This window comes from Streptomyces sp. 1222.5, from assembly GCF_900105245.1.
Lineage (GTDB): Bacteria > Actinomycetota > Actinomycetes > Streptomycetales > Streptomycetaceae > Streptomyces > Streptomyces albidocamelliae.
The window spans coordinates 6,929,151-6,947,869 of record NZ_FNSZ01000001.1 but is presented as its reverse complement, the minus strand read 5'-3'; the positions used below and the strand labels follow the sequence as shown (position 1 = coordinate 6,947,869).

At 72.9% G+C, this 18,719-nt stretch carries 16 protein-coding genes; 4 read left to right on the top strand and 12 right to left on the bottom strand.

Going from position 1 to position 18,719, the window contains the following annotated elements:
* Positions 1-210: 210 nt before the first annotated feature.
* Positions 211-1,641: a serine/threonine-protein kinase gene (locus BLW57_RS31480; protein ID WP_176985791.1), complete on the top strand. Its 1,431-nt coding sequence runs from the start codon at positions 211-213 to the stop codon at positions 1,639-1,641.
* A gap of 16 nt (positions 1,642-1,657) precedes the next feature.
* Here the strand turns inward: BLW57_RS31480 and BLW57_RS31475 are convergent, their stop codons facing one another.
* From BLW57_RS31475 to BLW57_RS31435, 9 genes are all read right to left on the bottom strand, one after another.
* Positions 1,658-2,476: a TrmH family RNA methyltransferase gene (locus tag BLW57_RS31475; protein ID WP_073899513.1), complete on the bottom strand. Its 819-nt coding sequence runs from the start codon at positions 2,474-2,476 to the stop codon at positions 1,658-1,660.
* A 96-nt stretch (positions 2,477-2,572) separates the two neighbouring features.
* A complete protein-coding gene (cobA, locus tag BLW57_RS31470; protein ID WP_093479144.1) occupies positions 2,573-3,805 on the bottom strand; it encodes a uroporphyrinogen-III C-methyltransferase in 1,233 nt (410 codons plus the stop codon).
* Between the two features lie 158 nt (positions 3,806-3,963).
* Positions 3,964-7,998, bottom strand: a complete 4,035-nt coding sequence (gene cobT, locus BLW57_RS31465) for a nicotinate-nucleotide--dimethylbenzimidazole phosphoribosyltransferase (RefSeq protein ID WP_093479143.1) — start codon at positions 7,996-7,998, stop codon at positions 3,964-3,966.
* Between the two features lie 344 nt (positions 7,999-8,342).
* Positions 8,343-9,563 (bottom strand): precorrin-6y C5,15-methyltransferase (decarboxylating) subunit CbiE, encoded by a 1,221-nt coding sequence (gene cbiE, locus BLW57_RS31460; RefSeq protein WP_093479142.1) that lies wholly within the window; start codon positions 9,561-9,563, stop codon positions 8,343-8,345.
* A 122-nt stretch (positions 9,564-9,685) separates the two neighbouring features.
* The gene (locus BLW57_RS31455) at positions 9,686-10,324 is read right to left on the bottom strand and encodes a GNAT family N-acetyltransferase (RefSeq protein WP_093479141.1); all 639 of its coding nucleotides are present in this window, start codon (positions 10,322-10,324) and stop codon (positions 9,686-9,688) included.
* 201 nt (positions 10,325-10,525) lie between these two features.
* A complete protein-coding gene (locus tag BLW57_RS31450) occupies positions 10,526-11,359 on the bottom strand; it encodes a MetQ/NlpA family ABC transporter substrate-binding protein (RefSeq protein WP_093479140.1) in 834 nt (277 codons plus the stop codon).
* 72 nt (positions 11,360-11,431) lie between these two features.
* Positions 11,432-12,175 (bottom strand): methionine ABC transporter permease, encoded by a 744-nt coding sequence (locus BLW57_RS31445; RefSeq protein WP_093479139.1) that lies wholly within the window; start codon positions 12,173-12,175, stop codon positions 11,432-11,434.
* A complete protein-coding gene (locus BLW57_RS31440; RefSeq protein WP_093479138.1) occupies positions 12,172-13,215 on the bottom strand; it encodes a methionine ABC transporter ATP-binding protein in 1,044 nt (347 codons plus the stop codon). The genes BLW57_RS31445 and BLW57_RS31440 overlap by 4 nt, the downstream gene beginning before the upstream one ends.
* 396 nt (positions 13,216-13,611) lie before the next feature.
* Positions 13,612-14,262 carry an HAD family hydrolase gene (locus tag BLW57_RS31435; RefSeq protein WP_093479137.1) on the bottom strand — a complete coding sequence of 217 codons (651 nt, stop codon included), beginning with the start codon at positions 14,260-14,262 and terminating at the stop codon, positions 13,612-13,614.
* A 69-nt stretch (positions 14,263-14,331) separates the two neighbouring features.
* Between BLW57_RS31435 and BLW57_RS31430 the strand changes: the two genes are divergently transcribed.
* Both BLW57_RS31430 and BLW57_RS31425 read left to right on the top strand, forming a co-directional pair.
* Positions 14,332-14,691 carry a hypothetical protein gene (locus BLW57_RS31430; RefSeq protein WP_093479136.1) on the top strand — a complete coding sequence of 120 codons (360 nt, stop codon included), beginning with the start codon at positions 14,332-14,334 and terminating at the stop codon, positions 14,689-14,691.
* A gap of 1 nt (position 14,692) precedes the next feature.
* Positions 14,693-15,112 (top strand): hypothetical protein, encoded by a 420-nt coding sequence (locus BLW57_RS31425; protein WP_093479135.1) that lies wholly within the window; start codon positions 14,693-14,695, stop codon positions 15,110-15,112.
* 70 nt (positions 15,113-15,182) lie between these two features.
* Here BLW57_RS31425 and BLW57_RS31420 read toward each other — a convergent pair whose 3' ends face one another.
* The 3 genes from BLW57_RS31420 to BLW57_RS31410 all read right to left on the bottom strand — a co-directional run bounded on the left by BLW57_RS31420 (position 15,183) and on the right by BLW57_RS31410 (position 17,503).
* Positions 15,183-15,680 carry a GNAT family N-acetyltransferase gene (locus BLW57_RS31420; protein WP_093479134.1) on the bottom strand — a complete coding sequence of 166 codons (498 nt, stop codon included), beginning with the start codon at positions 15,678-15,680 and terminating at the stop codon, positions 15,183-15,185.
* 44 nt (positions 15,681-15,724) lie between these two features.
* Positions 15,725-16,231 carry an RNA polymerase sigma factor gene (locus BLW57_RS31415; RefSeq protein WP_093479133.1) on the bottom strand — a complete coding sequence of 169 codons (507 nt, stop codon included), beginning with the start codon at positions 16,229-16,231 and terminating at the stop codon, positions 15,725-15,727.
* Positions 16,232-16,324: 93 nt separating this feature from the next.
* Positions 16,325-17,503: a glycerophosphodiester phosphodiesterase gene (locus tag BLW57_RS31410; RefSeq protein ID WP_093479132.1), complete on the bottom strand. Its 1,179-nt coding sequence runs from the start codon at positions 17,501-17,503 to the stop codon at positions 16,325-16,327.
* A 424-nt stretch (positions 17,504-17,927) separates the two neighbouring features.
* Here BLW57_RS31410 and BLW57_RS31405 point away from each other — a divergent pair, with 424 nt between their 5' ends.
* Positions 17,928-18,599 carry a lysophospholipid acyltransferase family protein gene (locus BLW57_RS31405; protein WP_093479131.1) on the top strand — a complete coding sequence of 224 codons (672 nt, stop codon included), beginning with the start codon at positions 17,928-17,930 and terminating at the stop codon, positions 18,597-18,599.
* Positions 18,600-18,719 lie beyond the last annotated feature (120 nt).

The window sequence follows — 18,719 nt, the reverse complement described above, 5'->3', positions numbered from 1 at the left end:
CTCACCGCCGCCGTGATCCCAACCTCCCCTTGCTGCCGCCCCGTTGCTCACTCGGCCCGCTCAAGGCCGGCGTGCACTACGGGTTCCTGACCGCTTTTCACGTGGCACGTGCGGCGGCCACAATCCGTTCGGCCCCGAGGGCGCGGCCTCTGCGCGCAGGCGGCCACGGAAACGTAAGCTGTGCCACGTCACAGGGACCGGGCAGCGGGGATGAACATGGCGATGATGCGCCTGAGGCGCGAGGACCCGCGCGTCGTCGGCTCGTTCAGGCTTCACCGACGGCTCGGCGCGGGCGGAATGGGCGTGGTCTACCTCGGGTCCGACAAGAAGGGCCAGCGGGTCGCGCTCAAGGTGATCCGGCCCGATCTCGCGGAGGACCAGGAGTTCCGGTCCCGGTTCGCGCGCGAGGTCTCGGCGGCCCGGCGGATCCGGGGCGGCTGCACGGCCCGGCTGGTCGCCGCCGACCTGGACGCCGAGCGGCCCTGGTTCGCCACCCAGTACGTGCCCGGCCCCTCCCTGCACGACAAGGTCGCCGACGCGGGGCCGCTCGGGGCCGCGGACACGGCGGCGATCGGCGCCGCCCTGTCCGAGGGGCTGGTCGCCGTGCACGAGGCCGGTGTCGTCCACCGTGACCTCAAGCCCTCCAACATCCTGCTGTCCCCCAAGGGACCGCGGATCATCGACTTCGGCATCGCCTGGGCCACGGGCGCCTCCACGCTCACCCACGTGGGCACCGCGGTCGGCTCCCCCGGCTTCCTCGCCCCGGAGCAGGTGCGCGGCGCGGCGGTGACCCCGGCGACGGACGTCTTCTCGCTGGGCGCGACGCTGGCGTACGCCTCGACCGGTGACTCCCCCTTCGGGCACGGCAGTTCCGAGGTGATGCTGTACCGCGTGGTGCACGAGGAGCCCCAGCTGTACGGCGTGCCGGACGCGCTCGCCCCGCTGGTGCGGGCCTGCCTGGCGAAGAACCCCGAGGACCGGCCGAGCACCCTGCAGCTGTCGCTGCGGCTGAAGGAGATCGCCGCCCGGGAGGCGCAGGGACTGGCCGACGCGAGGCCACCGGGGCCACGCGCGGAGGAGGCGGACCGGCCCACCGGACGGCTCACCGACACCTATCCGGACCAGCAGCGGCGCGCCTCTCCCCATACTCCGGTGCCGCGTGGCGGTGTCCCGGCCCGCGGCGGCGCTCCGTCACGGGGCGGGGTGCCCTCCCGGGGTGGCGGCACACGGGGCGGAGGCCCGGCCTCCCGCCCGGGTGGCGCCCGTACGACTCCGGCGCCGCGCGGCGGTGGCGCGCGCTCCCACACCGGCAGCCGTCCCGCTCAGCGCGGTGGTGCGCGGCGTCCGGGGCAGCAGCGCGCGACGGGCACCGGGCGGCGGCCGGCCAACCCGCGGCTGCTGCGGCAGCGGTTGTTCGTGTTCGTGGTGGTGACGCTGCTCGTGGCGCTCGGCATCGCGGTGGCGCAGGGCTGCCAGGGTCCGGCGCGCGGGCTCGGCGGTGACGGCGGCCGACGGCAGGCGCAGCCGAGCCACGCGCCGCTCGACGGCGCCACGCCGCTCGAAAGCTCCGGGCCGCTCGACGGCGGTGTGCCGACGGCCGGCGGTGCCGGGTCGGCGCCGGGCCTGGATCTCGGCAGGTGAGCGCCGGAGGGGCGGCTCAGGACTCCGGCCGGCCGGTCGCCACCGCGTAGAAGGCCACGGCTGCCGCGGCGCCCACGTTGAGGGAGTCGACGCCGTGGGACATGGGGATGCGGACCCATTCGTCGGCGGCGACCAGGGCCTGGGTGGACAGCCCGTCACCCTCGGCGCCGAGCATGAGCGCCACCCGGTCCATCCGGTGCGGGGCGGCCTCGTCGAGGCTGCGGGCCTTCTCGTCAGGGGTGAGCGCGAGCAGGGTGAAGCCCGCCTCGCGGACCGACTCCAGCCCCTTCGGCCAGGTCTCCAGCCGGGCGTACGGCACGGAGAACACCGCGCCCATGGAGACCTTGACACTGCGGCGGTACAGCGGGTCGGCGCAGTCCGGTGAGAGCAGGACCGCGTCCATGCCGAGGGCGGCGGCCGAGCGGAAGATCGCGCCGATGTTGGTGTGGTCGTTGACCGACTCCATGATCACCACCCGGCGGGCCGAGCGGAGCAGCTCGGCGGCCGTCGGCAGGGGCTTGCGCTGCATGGACGCGAGGGCCCCGCGGTGGACGTGGTAGCCGGTGACGCGTTCGGCGAGGTCGGGGCTGACGGCGTACACCGGGGCCGGGAGTTCGTCGATGACGTCGCGCATGACGTCGACCCACTTGGCCGAGAGCAGCATGGAGCGCATCTCGTAGCCCGCTTCCTTGGCCCTGCGGATGACCTTCTCGCCCTCGGCGATGAACAGGCCCTCGGCCGGTTCGCGCTTGCGGCGCAGCTCGACGTCGGTCAGGCCCGTGTAGTCGGAGAGGCGGGGGTCGTCGGGGTCGTCGACGGTGATGAGATCGGCCACAGGGTGATACTGCCTTGTCCTGGGTGTGGTGCCAACGGCTGGGAGCGGGTGGGTTACCCGGGGTTACGCGTGATCGAGCCGCGCGCGGCCCGGGAGTCAGGCGGGAGTGCCGGGGCCGACCTGGACGACCTCGCCGATGACGATGACCGCCGGGGGCTTCACGTCCTCGGTCCGTACGGTATCGGCGACGGTGGCGAGGGTGGCGTCCACCCGGCGCTGGGCGGCCGTGGTGCCCTCCTGGACCAGGGCGACCGGCGTGCCGGGGGACCTGCCGTGCGCGACGAGGGTCTCGGCGATCTTCCCGATCTTGTCCACGCCCATCAGCACCACCAGCGTGCCGGTGAGTTTGGCCAGGGACGGCCAGTCGACCAGGGAACGCTCGTCGTCGGGGGCCACGTGCCCGCTGACCACGGTGAACTCGTGGGCGACGCCCCGGTGGGTGACCGGGATGCCCGCGGCGCCCGGTACCGAGATCGAGCTGGAGATGCCGGGGACCACCGTGCAGGGGATGCCGGCCTCGGCGAGCGCCTGGACCTCCTCCATGCCCCGGCCGAAGACGAACGGGTCGCCGCCCTTGAGACGGACGACCGACTTGCCCTGCTTGGCGTGCTCGATCAGCGCGTCGTTGATGGCCTCCTGGGCCATGTAGCGGCCGTACGGGATCTTCGCCGCGTCGATCACCTCGACGTGCGGGGGGAGTTCGGCGAGCAGGTCGCGCGGGCCGAGCCGGTCGGCGATGACCACGTCCGCCTCGGCGAGCAGCCGGCGGCCGCGGACGGTGATCAGGTCGGGGTCGCCGGGGCCGCCGCCGACCAGGGCGACGCCGGACGTGCGGGTGCGGTGGTGCGGGGCGACGAGCGTGCCGTCGCGCAGGCCCTCCACGACCGCGTCCCGGATGGCGGCGGTGTGGCGGGGGTCGCGGCCGCGCGCGTCGGTGGTGAGCACCGCGACGGTGACGCCCTCGCTGTGCCCGGTCGCCGGGGTCCAGGCGGTCGCCCGGTCGGCGTCGTCGGAGCGGACGCACCAGACGCGGTGCCGTTCCGCCTCGGCGGAGGCCGCGGTGTTGGCGTCCGGGTCGCTGGTGGCGATGAGGGCGTACCAGGCGTCGGCGAGGTCGCCGTCCTCGTACCCCCGCCGCACCCAGGTGATCTCGCCGGTGTCCGCCATGGCCTCGACGGAGGGAGTCGCCTCGGGAGAGACGAGCACGATGTCCGCACCCGCGGCGATGAGCGCCGGCAGGCGTCGCTGCGCCACCTGACCGCCACCGAGGACGACCACGCGACGGCCGGAGAGGCGGAGGCCTACGGGGTAGGCGGGGTGTTCGGCCATGAGGTACGGCTCCTCGTGCAGCTGTGGGACGGGCGCGCTGGTGAGATGGGCGCGCTGCAACTCCGGAGCGGCCCTGACGTGCGGATTTTATGCCGTGGGCACGGCGGACGGCAGGGCGGTCCGGCAGCTGAACACCGGACCACCCCGTCGCGCGACGGCTACTTCTCCGTGACGCCCGCCGAGTCGAAGGTGGCCACCTCGTGCATGGCCCGTGCCGTGCTCTGCACCAGCGGCAGGGCGAGCAGGGCGCCCGTGCCCTCGCCGAGGCGGAGGTCGAGGTCGACCAGGGGGCGCAGGCCGAGCTTGTTGAGGGCGGCCACGTGCCCGGGCTCCGCGCTGCGGTGGCCCGCGATGCAGGCCGCGAGGACCTCGGGGGCGATGGCACGGGCGACCAGGGCCGCGGCACCGGCGCTGACGCCGTCCAGGATCACCGGCGTACGCAGCGAGGCGCCGCCGAGGAGCAGTCCGACCATGGCCGCGTGCTCGAAGCCGCCGATGGCCGCGAGGACGCCGACGGGGTCCGCCGGGTCCGGCTGGTGGAACTCCAGGGCGCGGCGGACGACGTCGGTCTTGCGGGCGAGCGTCTCGTCGTTGATGCCCGTGCCGCGTCCGGTCACCTCCGCCGGGTCGGCGCCGGTGAAGACGGAGATCAGCGCCGCGGACGCGGTGGTGTTGGCGATGCCCATCTCTCCGGTGAGCAGCGCCTTGTTGCCGGCCGCCACCAGGTCGCGGGCGGTCTCGATGCCCACCTCGATGGCCGCCTTGGCCTCTTCGCGGGTCATCGCGGGACCGGTGGTCATGTCGGACGTGCCGCCGCGGATCTTGCGGGGCAGCAGACCCGGGGTGGCGGGGAGGTCGGCGACGACACCGACGTCCACGACGCACACCTCGGCGCCGACCTGGTTGGCGAAGGCGTTGCAGACCGCTCCCCCGCCCAGGAAGTTGGCCACCATCTGGGCGGTGACCTCCTGCGGCCACGGGGTGACGCCCTGGGCGTGCACGCCGTGGTCGCCCGCGAAGATCGCGACGGCGGCGGGCTCCGGGATCGGCGGCGGGCACTGCCGGGACAGCCCGGACAGCTGCGCGGAGATGATCTCCAGCATGCCGAGCGCGCCGGCCGGCTTGGTCATGCGCTTCTGGCGCTCCCACGCCTCGCCGAGCGCCTTGGCGTCGAGCGGGCGGATCTGTGCGACGGTCTCGGCGAGCAGGTCGTGGGGTTCCTCTCCGGGCAGGGCGCGACGGCCGTACGTCTCCTCGTGCACCACCCAGGACAGGGGGCGCCGCTTGGACCAGCCGGCCTGCATCAGCTCGGGCTCGTCCGGGAACTCGTCGACGTACCCGACGCACAGGTAGGCGACGACCTCCAGGTGCTCGGGCAGGCCGAGCGAGCGGACCATCTCCCGCTCGTCGAAGAAGCTGACCCAGCCGACGCCGAGGCCTTCGGCGCGGGCGGCGAGCCAGAGGTTCTCCACCGCGAGCGCCGAGGAGTAGGGCGCCATCTGCGGCTGGGTGTGCCGGCCGAGGGTGTGCCGGCCGCCGCGGGTGGGGTCGGCGGTGACGACGATGTTGACCGGGGTGTCGAGGATGGCCTCGATCTTCAGTTCCTTGAACTGCTTCGCCCGGCCCTTGGGCAGCGACTTGGCGTACGCCTCGCGCTGCCGCATCGCCAGTTCGTGCATGGTGCGCCGGGTCTCGGCGGACCGGATGACGACGAAGTCCCAGGGCTGCGAGTGCCCCACGGAGGGCGCCGTGTGGGCCGCCTCCAGGACGCGCAGCAGCACCTCGTGCGGGATCGGGTCGCCGCGGAAGCCGTTGCGGATGTCGCGGCGCTCACGCATGACCTTGAGCACGGCTTCGCGTTCGGCGTCGTCGTAGCCGGGCGCCGCCGGGCCGGTGGACCGCTCTGCCTCTGCCACGTCGGCCGTGCTTTCTTCCTGGTCGGCCGCCCTGGTTCGCAGGTCGTCCGCGTGCTGTACGACATCGGGGTGCTCGGCGTCCGGCGCGGCCGGTACGACGGCCGGCTCGCCCTCGCGCGGCGGGGGCACCGTGGCGGCGACCGGCTCCGGCTGCTCCTGCGGCCCCTGGAGGTCCTGGAGCCTGTCCGCGGGAAGGACGAGGGGCTGCGGCGGGGTCGGCGCGAGGTGCGGGGTGGTCGGCACCTGGCCCTCCACCGGCACGAACCGGCCGAGCGGCTGCTCCGGCTGCGGCGCCGGCGGAACCTCCGCGGCCGGCGCGTCGGCGGGGGCCGGCTGCTCGGGGGCTTCCGGGTGCGCGCCCGCGATGGCGGCGGCCGTTCCGAGGTGCGCGGTCGTCTCCTCGGCGGGCAGCGTCTGCGGGCCGGCCGGGGCGACGGGCTCGACGGCCTGCTCGGGGGTGGCCTGGACCACGGTGTCGGGGTGGGCCTGCGGCTCCGGGGCGACCGACGGCTGGGGCTGCGGCGCGGTGGGCAGCGCCTCGGCGGCGGGCTCGACGGGGCCGGCCGGCTGCGGAGCCTGGGCGACGTGGGAATGCGGCTCGGGCACGCCCTGGGCCTCGACGGCGGTCGGGACCGGTACGGCGTCCTCGGCGGGGACGGCCACGGGAGCCTCCGGCACGGAAGCCCCGGCCGCGGTCTCCTCGGCTCCGGTCTCCTCCGGTACGGCGACGGGGGTGACGTACTCGGACGGCTCGGCGGGCTGTACCGGCACCGGCTCGGTCACCTGCGGGGCGACGGCTTCGGTCACCGGCTGCTCGGCCGCGTGCTGCGCCTCGGGGAGCTCTCCCACCCCGGCGGCGGGGTCGGCCTCCAGCTCCCCGGCCTGCGCGGCATCCTCGGCGGCGACCGCGGGCGGCTCGGGCTGCTGAGCGTCGGCGACCTCGATGGTGGCCTCGGCGGCAACCTGGCCGGAACCGGCCGCCGCGGGTTCGGCCACGACGACGGCCGCGGCGTGCACCGGAGCCTGCGCCGCGTCGGCGTCCTGCTCGCTCACGCCCTGCTCGGGGGCCTCGACCTGCTGGACCGTCCGCGGAGCGGCGTCCGGCTGCTGAGCGGGATCCGCCTGCTGAGCGAGATCCGCCTGCTGAGCGGGACCTGTCTGCTGAACGGGCACGATCGCCTCGGCCGGCACGTCCCGGGCGTCCACCTCCTGGACGACGGGACCCGGCTCGGCCGTACCCGCCTCCTGGACCGGCACGGCTGCCTCGGCGGCGGCGGTCGCGTCGGCGGTCTGCCCGGCCTCGGCGACGACGGGCGTGACTTCTTCTTCCGGCGCGGCTGCGGCACCGTCGACCGGCTGCCCGCCCTGCGCGGCCTCGGGCGCCGCGGCGACCTCGACCTCGCCGGGAGCGCCGGCCGCCGGCACGGCCTCGGCGGCGGGGACCTCGGGGCCCTGCTCCGGGGGAGCCGTGTACACACCGTCGTGACCGTGGGCGGGCTGCACGCCGTCGTGACCGTGCACGATCTGGGCCGGTGCCTGGGCGGCGGCCTGGGTGGCGAGACGGGCGATGGTGGCCTGCGCGGCGCCGGTCTGCTCGGCCTGCTCGGCCTGCTCGGCGGCGGCGTCGGCCACCGGGACGGCGGCCGGGTCAACCGTTTCGGCAGCCGGTGCCTGCGCGCCGACCTGTACCGCGGCTACGGGCGTCGTGCCCGCGTCGGCCGGTTCGTGGGCGGCGGGCGCGGCACCCCACGGGGCGGCGCTCTGCGGGGCCATGTCGCGCAAGGGCTGCGCGTCGAAGTACTCGGGACCGGCGGTCTGCCCGGGCTGCCGTACCGGCGCTCCGGCGGGTCCGCGGTCGGCGAGGGAGCGGACCGGACTCGCGGAGGCGTCGGGGATCGGCGGGCCGAGGTGCAGCGGGCGGCGCGCCTGCTGCTGGGCGGCCGCCGGGTCGTGCGGCGTCGAGAGGATGGGCGACGACGCCGTGGACGCCGGGGCCGGGCTGGGCAGGCGGACACCGCTGAGGTCGACCGAGCCGCTGTCCCGGCCCGCCGTCTCGTGCGGGCCCGGCTGGTGGACGGCCTCGACCACCGGCTCCGGAGCGGGTGGCGGCACTTCGTTGCCCCACGCGCCCTGGGCACCCGGCAGCAGCAGGTCTTCGTCCTCGGCCGGCGCCTCGGACAGGTAGGTGTACGCACCGGGCGCGGGAACGCCCGGCTGTTCCACCATGCCTGCGCTCTCCGGCTGCCCCTCGCCCGGGACCTGGCCGGTGTCCGTCATGCGTACCCCTCGCCCATCGGTTAGTGCTCCTACGACCAGCTCACCCGGAACGGCGCACCGACCGCCCCGTAGTGAAGAACGAGCGTCCGTGCCCAGCGGCACGAACGACCCGCCCAAAAAAGGCGACAAAGCCATTCAGTGGCATTGTCCCGGCCGTTCGGCCGTCGCGACAGCATGATCCGCGACAGCCCGCTGTGGACTGCGCCACGTTGCGCGTCCTCCGGTTGCGCAGTACCGCACCCACCCCAAAACGGGGGCGCGATCCGGACATTGGCGAACGAAGTCCAGGCCACCCGGTGCGGTACAACGATCGGCCAGCCTACCGCGCCGGTACGACAACAGGATCACGGGGCGCGATCGGGCAGTACCCCGCTGAGCAGGAACGCTACGTTCCGCTCGGTCTCCGTCCAGGCCCGGGTGTCGAGTTCGACGGACTGCAGCAGGGCGCACTCGACGCGGTATCCGTGCTCGGTCAGATCACGGCCGACGAGTTCCGCCGCGTCGCGGGTCGCGGCGTGCGTGACGATGCGCTGCGGGCGCCGGTCGGCGACCGCGGAGACGACGGCCGCTCCCCCGCCACCGACCCGTACGACGTCGGGCTCGGGCAGGTTTTCGAGCACGTGCGGGGCGGTGCCGTGGATCACCTGGAGCTGGACGCCGAAGTGACGCGCGGCCGCGTCGGTCCGCTCACAGGCCAGCGGCAGCCGGTCGACGGCGATGACGGCGGCACCGGCGCGGGCGGCCTCGGCGGCGAACGCGCCGGACCCGCAGCCGATGTCCCAGACGAGGTCGCCGACGCGGGGGCCGAGACGGGCGAGTTGGGCGGCCCGCAGCAGTTCCGTCTCGCCCTCCCCGAGGCCGCCGCCGTACGTCTCGTCGGGCTGGACCCAGCCGCGCGGGCCGGTGGCGGGGTCGCGGCCGGCGATCCAGCCGCCGCCCTCGGCCGGGCCGGCCGGTGGGGCGGCTCCACCGATGACGATGACCACGTTGGGGTCGCGCCAGTTGTGGTCGGCCGCCTTGTCGGAGGTGACGACGCTGACCTGTTCGCGTTCGGTGCCCAGCTCCTCGCAGATGACGAAGGTGCGGTGGACGCCCTCCAGCAGCAGGCCCAGTTCGGCGGGGCCGGCGCCCGGCGCGGTGAGGACGGCGACCTTGGTGTGGGCGCGGCAGACGTTCACGGCCCGGCGCAGGGTGCGCGGGTGGGCGACGACCACCTGGGCGTCGTCCCAGGGCATGCCGGCGCGGGCGAAGGCGGTGGCGACGGAGGAGACGGCGGGGACGACCTCGACCTCCAGGCCGAACTCCGGCGCGCGCAGGGTGCGTACGACACCGAAGAAGCCGGGGTCGCCGTCGGCGAGGACGACGGCGGTGCCGCGGTGCGCGGCGATGCGGCGGGCGGCGAGGGCGAGGCTGCCGAGGCGGATGCGTTCGGCGGCGGGCGGGACCTCGGGCAGCGCCAGATGGTGGGCCGCGCCGGCCACGAGCGTGGCGGCGCCGAGGGCGGAGCGTGCCGCGGCGGTCAGCGGCGAGCCGTCCCAGCCGATCACCGTGACCCGGTCGGCCATCGTCGTGTTTCTCCAGATGTGCGCAGGTCGTCAGGGCCAGGGGCCCTCGGTCGGGCTTCGTGAGACTACCCGGTGGGGCGGCCGGACGCGCGGCCGGGCCGAGCCCGCGGGCGCAGCGGGCGTCAGTTCCAGTCGGAGTAGGAGGTGAAGCCGCTGGTGTCGGCGAGCTGCTCGTCGGTGCCTTCGAGGTCCTCCGGGAGGAGGCTCCACACGATGAAGTCGGTGCGCATGTCGGTCCAGGTGCCGTCCTCGGTGCGCACGTGGACTATGCAGGCGTTGCGCAGGACACCCTCACTGATGCAGCCGATCTTCTGGGCGACCTGCTGGGAGGCGGTGTTGTCCGCGGCGGTGCGCAGCTCGATGCGCTCGAACTTCTGGTCGCCGAAGAGCCATTGCGCGGTGGCGAGGGCGGCCTCGGAGGCGTACCCCTCGCCGCGGGCCCAGGGGGCGACGATGTAGGACAGCTCGGTGGCGCGGATCCGCCAGTCGGTCTTGGTGAGCTGGACGATGCCGACCAGGCGCTGGGTGAGGAACTCGGTGACGGCGAGGTCGAGGCCGTGGCCGGAGGCGCGTTCGGCGGGGGCGTACTGGGTGATCCAGTGCCGGGCGCCGGCCTCGGTGAACGGCTGGGGGACGTCGGTCCAGGCGGCGATCTGCTCGTCGTTCATCATCTCGGCAAGTGCGGGCACGTCGTCCTCGTCGAGGGGACGCAGCACCAACCGCTCCGTGCTGATGGAGATGTTGGGGAAGGTGCTAGTCATGCGCCGCTCCGTAACCTTCGGGAAAACGTTGATGGGCCATCAGGACCGTCGGGGGCGACCCCGCTGAACTGCCCAGCATGCAGCATGAAACCCCTGAACCGCACGACGGGGTCCACTCCTTGTGAGGGAGTGGACCCCGTGCGTCGCGAAACGCCGTTCACGCCTGGTGTCGGCTCCAGGGAGCCGGAACGACCGGAATCATCAGAAGGACGGGATGACCGAGCCCTGGTACTTGTCCTCGATGAACTTCTTGACCTCGGGCGAGGTGAGGAGCTTCGCGAGCTTCTTCACCCGCGGGTCCTTCTCGTCGCCCTTCTTCACGGCGAGGAAGTTGCCGTACGGGCTGTTCTTCGCGGACTCCAGTATCAGCGCGTCCTTGGCGGGCTTGATGCCGGAGGAGATGGCGTAGTTGCCGTTGATCACGGCCGCGTCCACGTCGTCCAGGGAGCGCGCGGTCTGGGCCGCCTCGACCTCCTTGAACTTCAGGTTCCGCGGGTTCTTGGTGATGTCCGCCGGGGTGGCCTCGGTGCCGACGCCGTCCTTGAGGGTGATGAGCCCGTTGGCGGCGAGCAGCTTCAGGGCGCGGGCCTCGTTGACGGAGTCGTTGGGGACGGCGACGGTCGCACCGCTCTTCAGGGCGTCGGTCTTCTTCACCTTGTGGGAGTAGAGGCCGAGCGGCTCCAGGTGGACCGTGACGACGGGCACGATGTGGGTGCCGCGCTTCTTGTTGAAGTCGTCGAGGTACGGCTGGTTCTGGAAGTAGTTGGCACCGACGGAGCCGTCCTCGGTCGCCGTGTTCGGCGTGATGTAGTCGGTGAACTCCTTGACCTCGAGGTCGAGGCCGGCCTTCGACGCCAGGTTCTTCTTGACGAAGTCGAGGATCTCGGCGTGCGGGGTCGGGCTCGCGGCGACGACCAGCGGGCCGCTGTAGTCGGCGGAGGAGGCGGAGTCCTTGCCGGAGCCGCAGGCGGTCAGCCCGAGGGTGAGGGCTCCGGTGGCGAGGACGGCGGCGGTGATCTTGGCGGTGTTACGCACGAAAAGTGCCTTTCCTGATGGGTGGTGCGACCCCGTGTCGGGTGGACGGGGAGTCTGGGGAGAAAGCGGTGCTCAGCTCTTGCCGACCGCGTCGGCGGCGGCCGGGCCGGCGAGGACGCCGCGCAGGGGCCTGAAGAGGAGCAGGCCGCCGGAACTGCCGCTGCGGCGGTGCAGGGAGCGGGCCGCGAAGTCGCCGACGACCTGGAGCAGGGAGATGGCGACCGCGAGGATGGCCACGGTGATCCACATCATGCCGGTCTCGAAGCGCTGGTAGCCGTAGCGGACGGCGACGTCGCCGAGGCCGCCGGCACCGACCGTGCCCGCCATGGCCGAGTAGCCGATGAGCGCGATGATCGTGGTCGTGGCACCCGAGATGAGCGAGGGGAGCGCCTCGGGCACGAGGACGCTGCGGACGACCTTCCAGGTGCTGCCGCCCATGGACTGCACGGCCTCGACGAGTCCGCCGTCCACTTCCCGGACGGACATCTCCACCAGGCGGGCGAAGAACGGGATGGCGCCGATGGCGAGCGGCACGATCGCGGCCTCGCGGCCGATGGTGGTGCCGGTGATCCACCGGGTGAAGGTCATCAGCGCGACCATGAGGATGATGAACGGCATCGAGCGGGCGACGTTCACGATCTGCCCGATGACCTTGTTCACCACGACGTTGCGGAGCTGCCCGTCCCGGTCGGTGAGCACGAGGAGGATGCCGAGCGGGAGTCCGCCGACGACGGCGATCAGCGTGGACCAGCCGACCATGTAGAGCGTGTCCCAACACGCCTGGGACAGCACCGGCTGCATCTCGGACCAGGTCACTTCGCACCCTCCTTGACCAGCAGGGGCGCAGCGCCCTCGTGGCCGACGACATCGATCTGCAGGCCCTGTTCGCGCAGGAAGCCGACCGGCACCACGTTGTCCTCGTACCGGCCGGGCAGCTCGATGCGCATGCGGCCGATCTGGAGACCGCCGACGGTGTCGATGGCGGCGCCGAGGATCGAGATGTCGACGTTGTAGGTGCGCGAGAGCTGGGAGATGACCGGCTGGGTGGCGGCCTCGCCGTGGAAGGTGACGTCCAGGACGGTCCGCTCGGGACCGGAGGCCTCGCCGCCGACCGGGAACAGTGCGGCGGCCAGCTCGGAGCCCGGGGTGGCCAGCAGCTCGCTGACCGTGCCGGACTCCACGATCCGGCCCCGCTCCATGAGGGCGGCGGAGTCGCAGACCGACTTCACGACGTCCATCTCGTGGGTGATGAGCAGGACGGTCAGGCCCAGCTGCCGGTTCAGGTCGCGCAGCAGCTGGAGGATGGAGCGGGTGGTCTCCGGGTCGAGGGCGCTGGTGGCCTCGTCGGAGAGCAGCACCTTGGGGTCGCCGGCGAGGGCGCGGGCGATGCCGACGCGCTGCTTCTGCCCGCCGGAGAGCTGGGCGGGGTAGGCCTTGGCCTTGTCGGCCAGGCCGACCAGGTCCAGCAGTTCCAGGGCCTTGCGGGAGCGTTCCCGGCCGGACCTGCCGAGGATCTCCAGGGGCAGTTCGACGTTGTCCTGGACGGTGCGCGAGGACAGCAGGTTGAAGTGCTGGAAGACCATGCCGATGCTGCTGCGGGCCCGGCGAAGTTCCCGGCCGGCGCGCGCTCCGCGGCCGGCCAGGGCGGTGAGGTCCTGTCCGGCGACGGTCACGGTGCCGGTGGTGGGGCGCTCCAGCAGGTTGACGCAGCGGATGAGGGAGGACTTGCCGGCGCCGGACTGTCCGATGACGCCGTAGACCTCGCCTTCGCGGACATGGAGATCGACGCCGTCGAGGGCGGTGACCTCACGGCCGCGGGAGCGGTAGACCTTGGTCAGGCCCGAGGTGGTGATCACGTGGGTTTTCCGTCACTGTCGAGTGCGCGGGGCATGGGTGTGCCCTGGCACGGGTGCATTGCGTGCGTTCGTTCAGGGACGCGGCACGGTTCTCGCGGAGGCGGTGCGACCGGGGAGAACGCCGCGTGCGCGGGGCGGCCGGCGATCGCGCTCGTGAATCGGCGCGGGGCAGGCCGTGGCTCTCGCTTCGGGGCGCGAGGCTCAGGTGGTGCGGGGGCCCTCTAGAAGGCGCACATTCGGCACGGACACATACGACGAGCACCGGGCGTCGTGGTCGCCTCGGTCGCAGGGATGCGGCTGCTCGTGGTGGTCATGCGATCAGTAAAGCAGACGTACGGTGCTGACCGGTGACCGCTGTCCGCATAGTGGACAGCGGCGGACACCCGGGGCGTGGGCTCAGCGGCGGACGGCGATCTCGACTCCGGCGGGGGTGACCAGTGCGGACAGGGCCGAGAGGTCCTTCACCACCAGGTCGGCGTCCAGCTCCTGCGCGCGGTGGGTTGTGGCCAAGGCCACGGTGGTCATACCGGCCGCCCGGCCCGCCCGGAGTCCGGCGGGGGCGTCCTCGAAGACGACGCAGCGTGCCGGGTCCACGCCGAGCCGGCGGGCCGCGAGCAGATAGGGCTCGGGGTCGGGCTTGCCGCGGGTGACGTCGTCGGCGGAGACCAGGGACTTCGGGCGTATGCCCACGGCGTCGAGGCGGGCCTCGGCGAGGCGGCCGGTGGCGGAGGTGACCACGGCCCAGCGGTCGGCGGGCAGGGAGTCCAGGAAGTCCCGGGTGCCGGGCAGCAGCCGTACTCCCCCGTTCGGCACGTCCTCGACCTCCAGTTGCTCGACGCGGGCGACGGCCTCGGGGACCAGGTGGGCGGGCAGCAGGTCGCCGACTATCTCCACCGCGGTGCGTCCGTGCAGCTCCACGCGCCCGAACTGCTCGGCGGTGATCCCGTACTCGCCGGCCCAGCGGGTCCAGCAGCGCTCGACGGAGTCGAGGGAGGAGACCAGGGTGCCGTCGTTGTCGAACAGGAGGGCGTGTGCGTGGATCGTCATGGTCTAGACCCTACGGCGTACGACGGGGGCGGCGGCGGGGGCCCGATTCCGCCGTAATAAGGTCACCGCATGCTCAATGCCCTGACGCTGGTGACCGGTGTCGCCGCGCTGCTGCTCGCCGCCTGGTGCGGCTGGGCCGCCCACCGGGACCAGCCGACCAAGGACTGGCACTTCATCGGCATGGCCGTGGTGTCGCTGCTGGCGGTGATCCAGCTGGTCGTCGGGATCGTGCAGCTGGCGCGGGGCGAGAAGCCGGACCAGGGCACGGTGATCTTCGTGGCCTATCTGCTCGGCGCCTTCGCGTGCGTCCCCGCGGCCGGGTTCATGTCCCTGTCCGAGCGCACGCGCTGGGGCTCGGTGACGGCCGCGGCGGGCGGCGTGGTCCTCGCGGTGCTCGAAGTACGGCTCTACGACATCTGGGGAGGCTGAGGTGACGGCGGTGGAGGAGAAGCCGGCCCGGCTGATCGGCGGGCCGGGCATGCTGCTCGTCTGGTTCTACGGCGTGATGGTGGTCGGCGCGGTGTCGCGGTCGGCCTACCAGATCGCGACGGACTTCGGCCGGGCGCCGCTGGCGTACTCCCTGTCGGCGATGGCCGGCGTGGTGTACGGCTTCATCACGTACACGCTGGTCCGCGGCGGCGAGACGGCCCGCCGGGCGGCCCTGGTCTGCTGCGCGGCGGAGCTCGTGGGCGTGCTGGTCGTGGGCACGTGGACCCTGGTCGAGCCGTCCGCGTTCCCCGACGCCACCGTGTGGTCGGACTACGGCATGGGCTACGTGTTCATCCCCGTGCTCCTGCCGCTCTCCGCCCTGTACTGGCTGCGGAAGGCGCGGGAGCGCCGGGCCGGCTGAGGAGGTCCGGCCGGGCGCGGACGCGCCGCGCTCTCCGCGCGCCGTCCCGCGCCGCTTCCAGGCGTTCGGCTCAGGCGGTCTGGGCGTACGTACCGGCCTGCTTCTCCAGCACGATCATCTCCACGCCGTCGGCGCCCTGCGACCGGCCCACCGTCTGGTAGCCGGAGCGGCGGTACAGGCGGAGGTTGCCCTCGCTGCGGTGGCCGGTGTGGAGGCGGAACCGGGTGGCGCCGCGCTGCTCGGACAGGGCCGTCTCGGCCGCGCGCAGCAGCCGGGCGCCGATGCCGTGGCCCTGGAGGCGCGGGTGGACGCAGAGCTTGCCGATGGCGGCCGCGCCGTCCTCGGTGACCTTGCCGCGCACGGAGCCGACCACCTCGTCGCCGAGCCGGGCGACGAAGACGCAGTCGGCGGCGACCTCCTGACGGACGGAGTCCAGCGTCTGGACGAGCGGGTCGATGCGGTAGTTGCCGTACAGCGCCGCTTCGCTCTGGAAGCACAGGTATTGGAGCTTGAAGATCTGCTCCGTGTCCTGCTCGGTCGCCACCGAGATGGTCACGCTCATGCCCATGTGCGCACGCCTCCCGCTCACCTGATCACCTGTCGTCCCCACTCCTATCCCCGCGCTTCGCGGGAAGCAACCTCCGGGGTGAGCAAACGACGCAGACAACCAAGACATCTGGAGCGTTCCGGGCCGAGACCGCCCTGTGAGATACCCAACTCCCCCGCGATCTCCCGGTATGTGAGGTCCTGTGGGGAGAGCAGGGCCTCCAGGAGACGGGGGCAGCGGCCGGGCAGCCGGCGCACCGCGTCCCGCAGCGCGCGGTGCCGGGCGGCCCTGAGGGCGAGCTGCTCGGGACCGGGCCGGTCGTCGTCCACCGGCTCGGCGCCGTAGGGACGTTCGAGGCGGGTGGTGCGGCGGGTGCGGCGGGCCTCGGCGCGGACGGCCTTGCGCAGCCAGCCCTGGGGGTCCGGCGGCGGCCCGTCGCTCTCCAGCCGCTCCAGCAGACGGAGCCAGACGGCCTGCTCCAGATCGTCCGGCTCGCCCCCGGAGGCATGCGCCTCGGCCAGGGCCTCGGCGGTGAGCAGCGGACGCAGGTCGGCTACCAGTTCGTGTGTCATGTGCGAAACGACGAACCGCCCCGGCGGCGGGTTGCCGGGACGGCCCGTAGTCACCCCGAACGGGGTGCCGGCATGGCGGCCGGTTGACGCGGATCAGCCGTTGAGGAAGTCGGTCCGGGCGAGCAGGCCGGTGTCGGCGTTGTCGGTGAAGACGCCGTCGATCCCGGTGGCGAAGTACGTCTTGAAGGCACCGAAGGCATCGCCGTAGGCGTCGGCCGCGCTGCCCTTGCGGTACTCGGCCGGCAGGAAGGGGTTCTCGTTGCGCATGGTGTACGGGTGCAGGATCAGGCCCACCTTGTGCGCGTCGGCGACCAGGGTGGTCGGCTGCGCCAGGGTGCCGTCCGCGTTCTTCGGGATGACCAGGTCCAGGGTCGGGCCGATGCCCTGGGCGTAGCCGGCGATCTCCCGGAGACCCTTGGGCGTGATCAGGTCGGCGACCGTGCGCGGGTCACCCGTCTCGACGAAGTCGTAGGGGCGGCTGCCGGCCGAGGAGAGCAGGACGACGAGCGGGTTGTCGACCAGCTGGTTCAGCTTCTGGATGCTGGTGGGCTCGAAGGACTGCAGGATGACCGGCGACTTCCGGCCGTCCTTGCCGTGCTTGCGCAGCAGCTTGGCGACCCGCTCCTCCAGGCCGAGGCCGAGCTTGCGGAAGTAGGTGGGGTGCTTGGTCTCGGGGTAGATCCACACCTGCCGGCCGCGCTTGCGGGTCTGCTCGTCCTGCCATGCGAGGACCTCTTCGAACGTGGGGATCTCCCAGCGCCCGTTGTAGAGGGTGTTGTGCGGCCGGTTGGCGGGGATCCGCTCGACCGCACGCAGCGTCTTCAGCTCGGCGAGCGTGAAGTCCTCGGTGAACCAGCCGGTCGTGGAGACACCGTCGAGGACCTTGGTGGTCCTGCGGCCGGCGAACTCGGGGTGGGAGGCGACGTCCGTGGTGCCGCCGATCTCCGGCTCGTGCCGGCACACCAGGTGCCCGTCCTTCGTCGGGACCAGGTCGCCCGCCTCGACGATGTCGGCGCCGAGGTCGAGGGCCAGCTCGTACGAACCGAAGGTGTGCTCGGGGCGGTAGCCGCTGGCTCCCCGGTGGCCGATGATCGTCGGCACCGGCAGGCCCTTCAGTCCGCGGCCGCCGTGCCCGGCCGTACGGGACTCGGCGGCTCTGGCCGCACCCGGCAGTCCGAGGACCGCTCCGCCCGCGCCGAGCACCGCAGCGCCGAGGATCGCCCGCCGCCCCGTGATGCCCTGTGTCCGCTCGTTCGCCTGGTCGCCGCCCATGGGCGTCCTCCTGCCGTCCGCGCCGCGCCGTACCGTCGGCGCACCCTTCGCGGTCCGCACCGTGCGGTACGGCTCGCGCCTTTCGTGCGGGCCGATCGTAGGGGTGTGCACATGACGGACGGGAGTCCTCGACCGGAACACCCGGGTGCCGCCGTGTGTCCGCCGTGCGGCGGAACATGACGGCCCGTCGGCATCGCCGGGCGGGGGCCGGGTAGCCGGAAGAGTGAGGACCCGGCGCGATGTCCGTCACATCCTCTTCACGAGGTGACGGGCCGTCCCCGAGGCGTCACCGCAGGTAAACCCGTGTCAACAGTACGTAAGACCTCGGTGAACCGGCCGCACCCGATGTGCGTTCGGCCACGCGCCGCGAGTAATGTCCTCACCTGCACAGACTCATATCGCTCCCCTCGACATCGGAGGACCGTTGTCCCGCTTCGCGCTCATCAAGGCAGTGCTCGCACCGATCATGCGCCTGATGTTCCGCCCACAGGTGGAGGGCGTGGAGAACATCCCGGGGGACGGTCCGGTGATCCTGGCCGGTAATCACCTCACGTTCATCGACTCGATCGTGCTGCCGATCGTCACCAAGCGGCAGGTGCTCTTCATCGGCAAGGACGAGTACGTCACCGGCAAGGGCGTGAAGGGCCGGCTGATGGCGTGGTTCTTCACCGGCGTCGGCATGATCCCGGTGGACCGGGACGGCGCCAACGGCGGCGTGGCCGCGCTGATGACCGGGCGCCGGATCCTGGAGGAGGGCAAGGTCTTCGGGATCTACCCCGAGGGCACCCGCTCCCCCGACGGCCGGCTCTACCGCGGGCGCACCGGTATCGCCCGGCTGACCCTGATGACCGGCGCGCCGGTCGTCCCGTTCGCCATGATCGGCACCGACAAGCTGCAGCCGGGCGGGCGGGGCATCCCGCGGCCCGGCCGGGTGACCGTCCGGTTCGGCGAGGCCATGGAGTTCTCCCGGTACGACGGCATGGACCGGGACCGCTACGTGCTGCGGGCCGTGACCGACTCGGTCATGGCCGAGGTCATGCGGCTGTCGGGCCAGGAGTACGTCGACATGTACGCCACGAAGGCCAAGGCCGCCTGAGATCGTCCGCCCGGACGGACGCGACGGCCCGGACCGTCCGCCTGCCGGTGGAATCTGTCGCCGACACATCGGGCATTCGGCCGCATCTACAAGCCATATGACCACATAACATGTCTGATT

Excerpts from the sequence above, each read along its gene's own strand:
- cobT (WP_093479143.1), bottom strand. The coding sequence starts at position 7,998 with ATGACGGACACCGGCCAGGTCCCGGGCGAGGGGCAGCCGGAGAGCGCA.
- BLW57_RS31480 (WP_176985791.1), top strand. The coding sequence starts at position 211 with ATGAACATGGCGATGATGCGCCTGAGGCGCGAGGACCCGCGCGTCGTC.
- BLW57_RS31435 (WP_093479137.1), bottom strand. The coding sequence starts at position 14,262 with ATGACGATCCACGCACACGCCCTCCTGTTCGACAACGACGGCACCCTG.
- BLW57_RS31410 (WP_093479132.1), bottom strand. The coding sequence starts at position 17,503 with ATGGGCGGCGACCAGGCGAACGAGCGGACACAGGGCATCACGGGGCGG.
- cbiE (WP_093479142.1), bottom strand. The coding sequence starts at position 9,563 with ATGGCCGACCGGGTCACGGTGATCGGCTGGGACGGCTCGCCGCTGACC.
- BLW57_RS31430 (WP_093479136.1), top strand. The coding sequence starts at position 14,332 with ATGCTCAATGCCCTGACGCTGGTGACCGGTGTCGCCGCGCTGCTGCTC.
- cobA (WP_093479144.1), bottom strand. The coding sequence starts at position 3,805 with ATGGCCGAACACCCCGCCTACCCCGTAGGCCTCCGCCTCTCCGGCCGT.
- BLW57_RS31415 (WP_093479133.1), bottom strand. The coding sequence starts at position 16,231 with ATGACACACGAACTGGTAGCCGACCTGCGTCCGCTGCTCACCGCCGAG.
- BLW57_RS31420 (WP_093479134.1), bottom strand. The coding sequence starts at position 15,680 with ATGGGCATGAGCGTGACCATCTCGGTGGCGACCGAGCAGGACACGGAG.
- BLW57_RS31455 (WP_093479141.1), bottom strand. The coding sequence starts at position 10,324 with ATGACTAGCACCTTCCCCAACATCTCCATCAGCACGGAGCGGTTGGTG.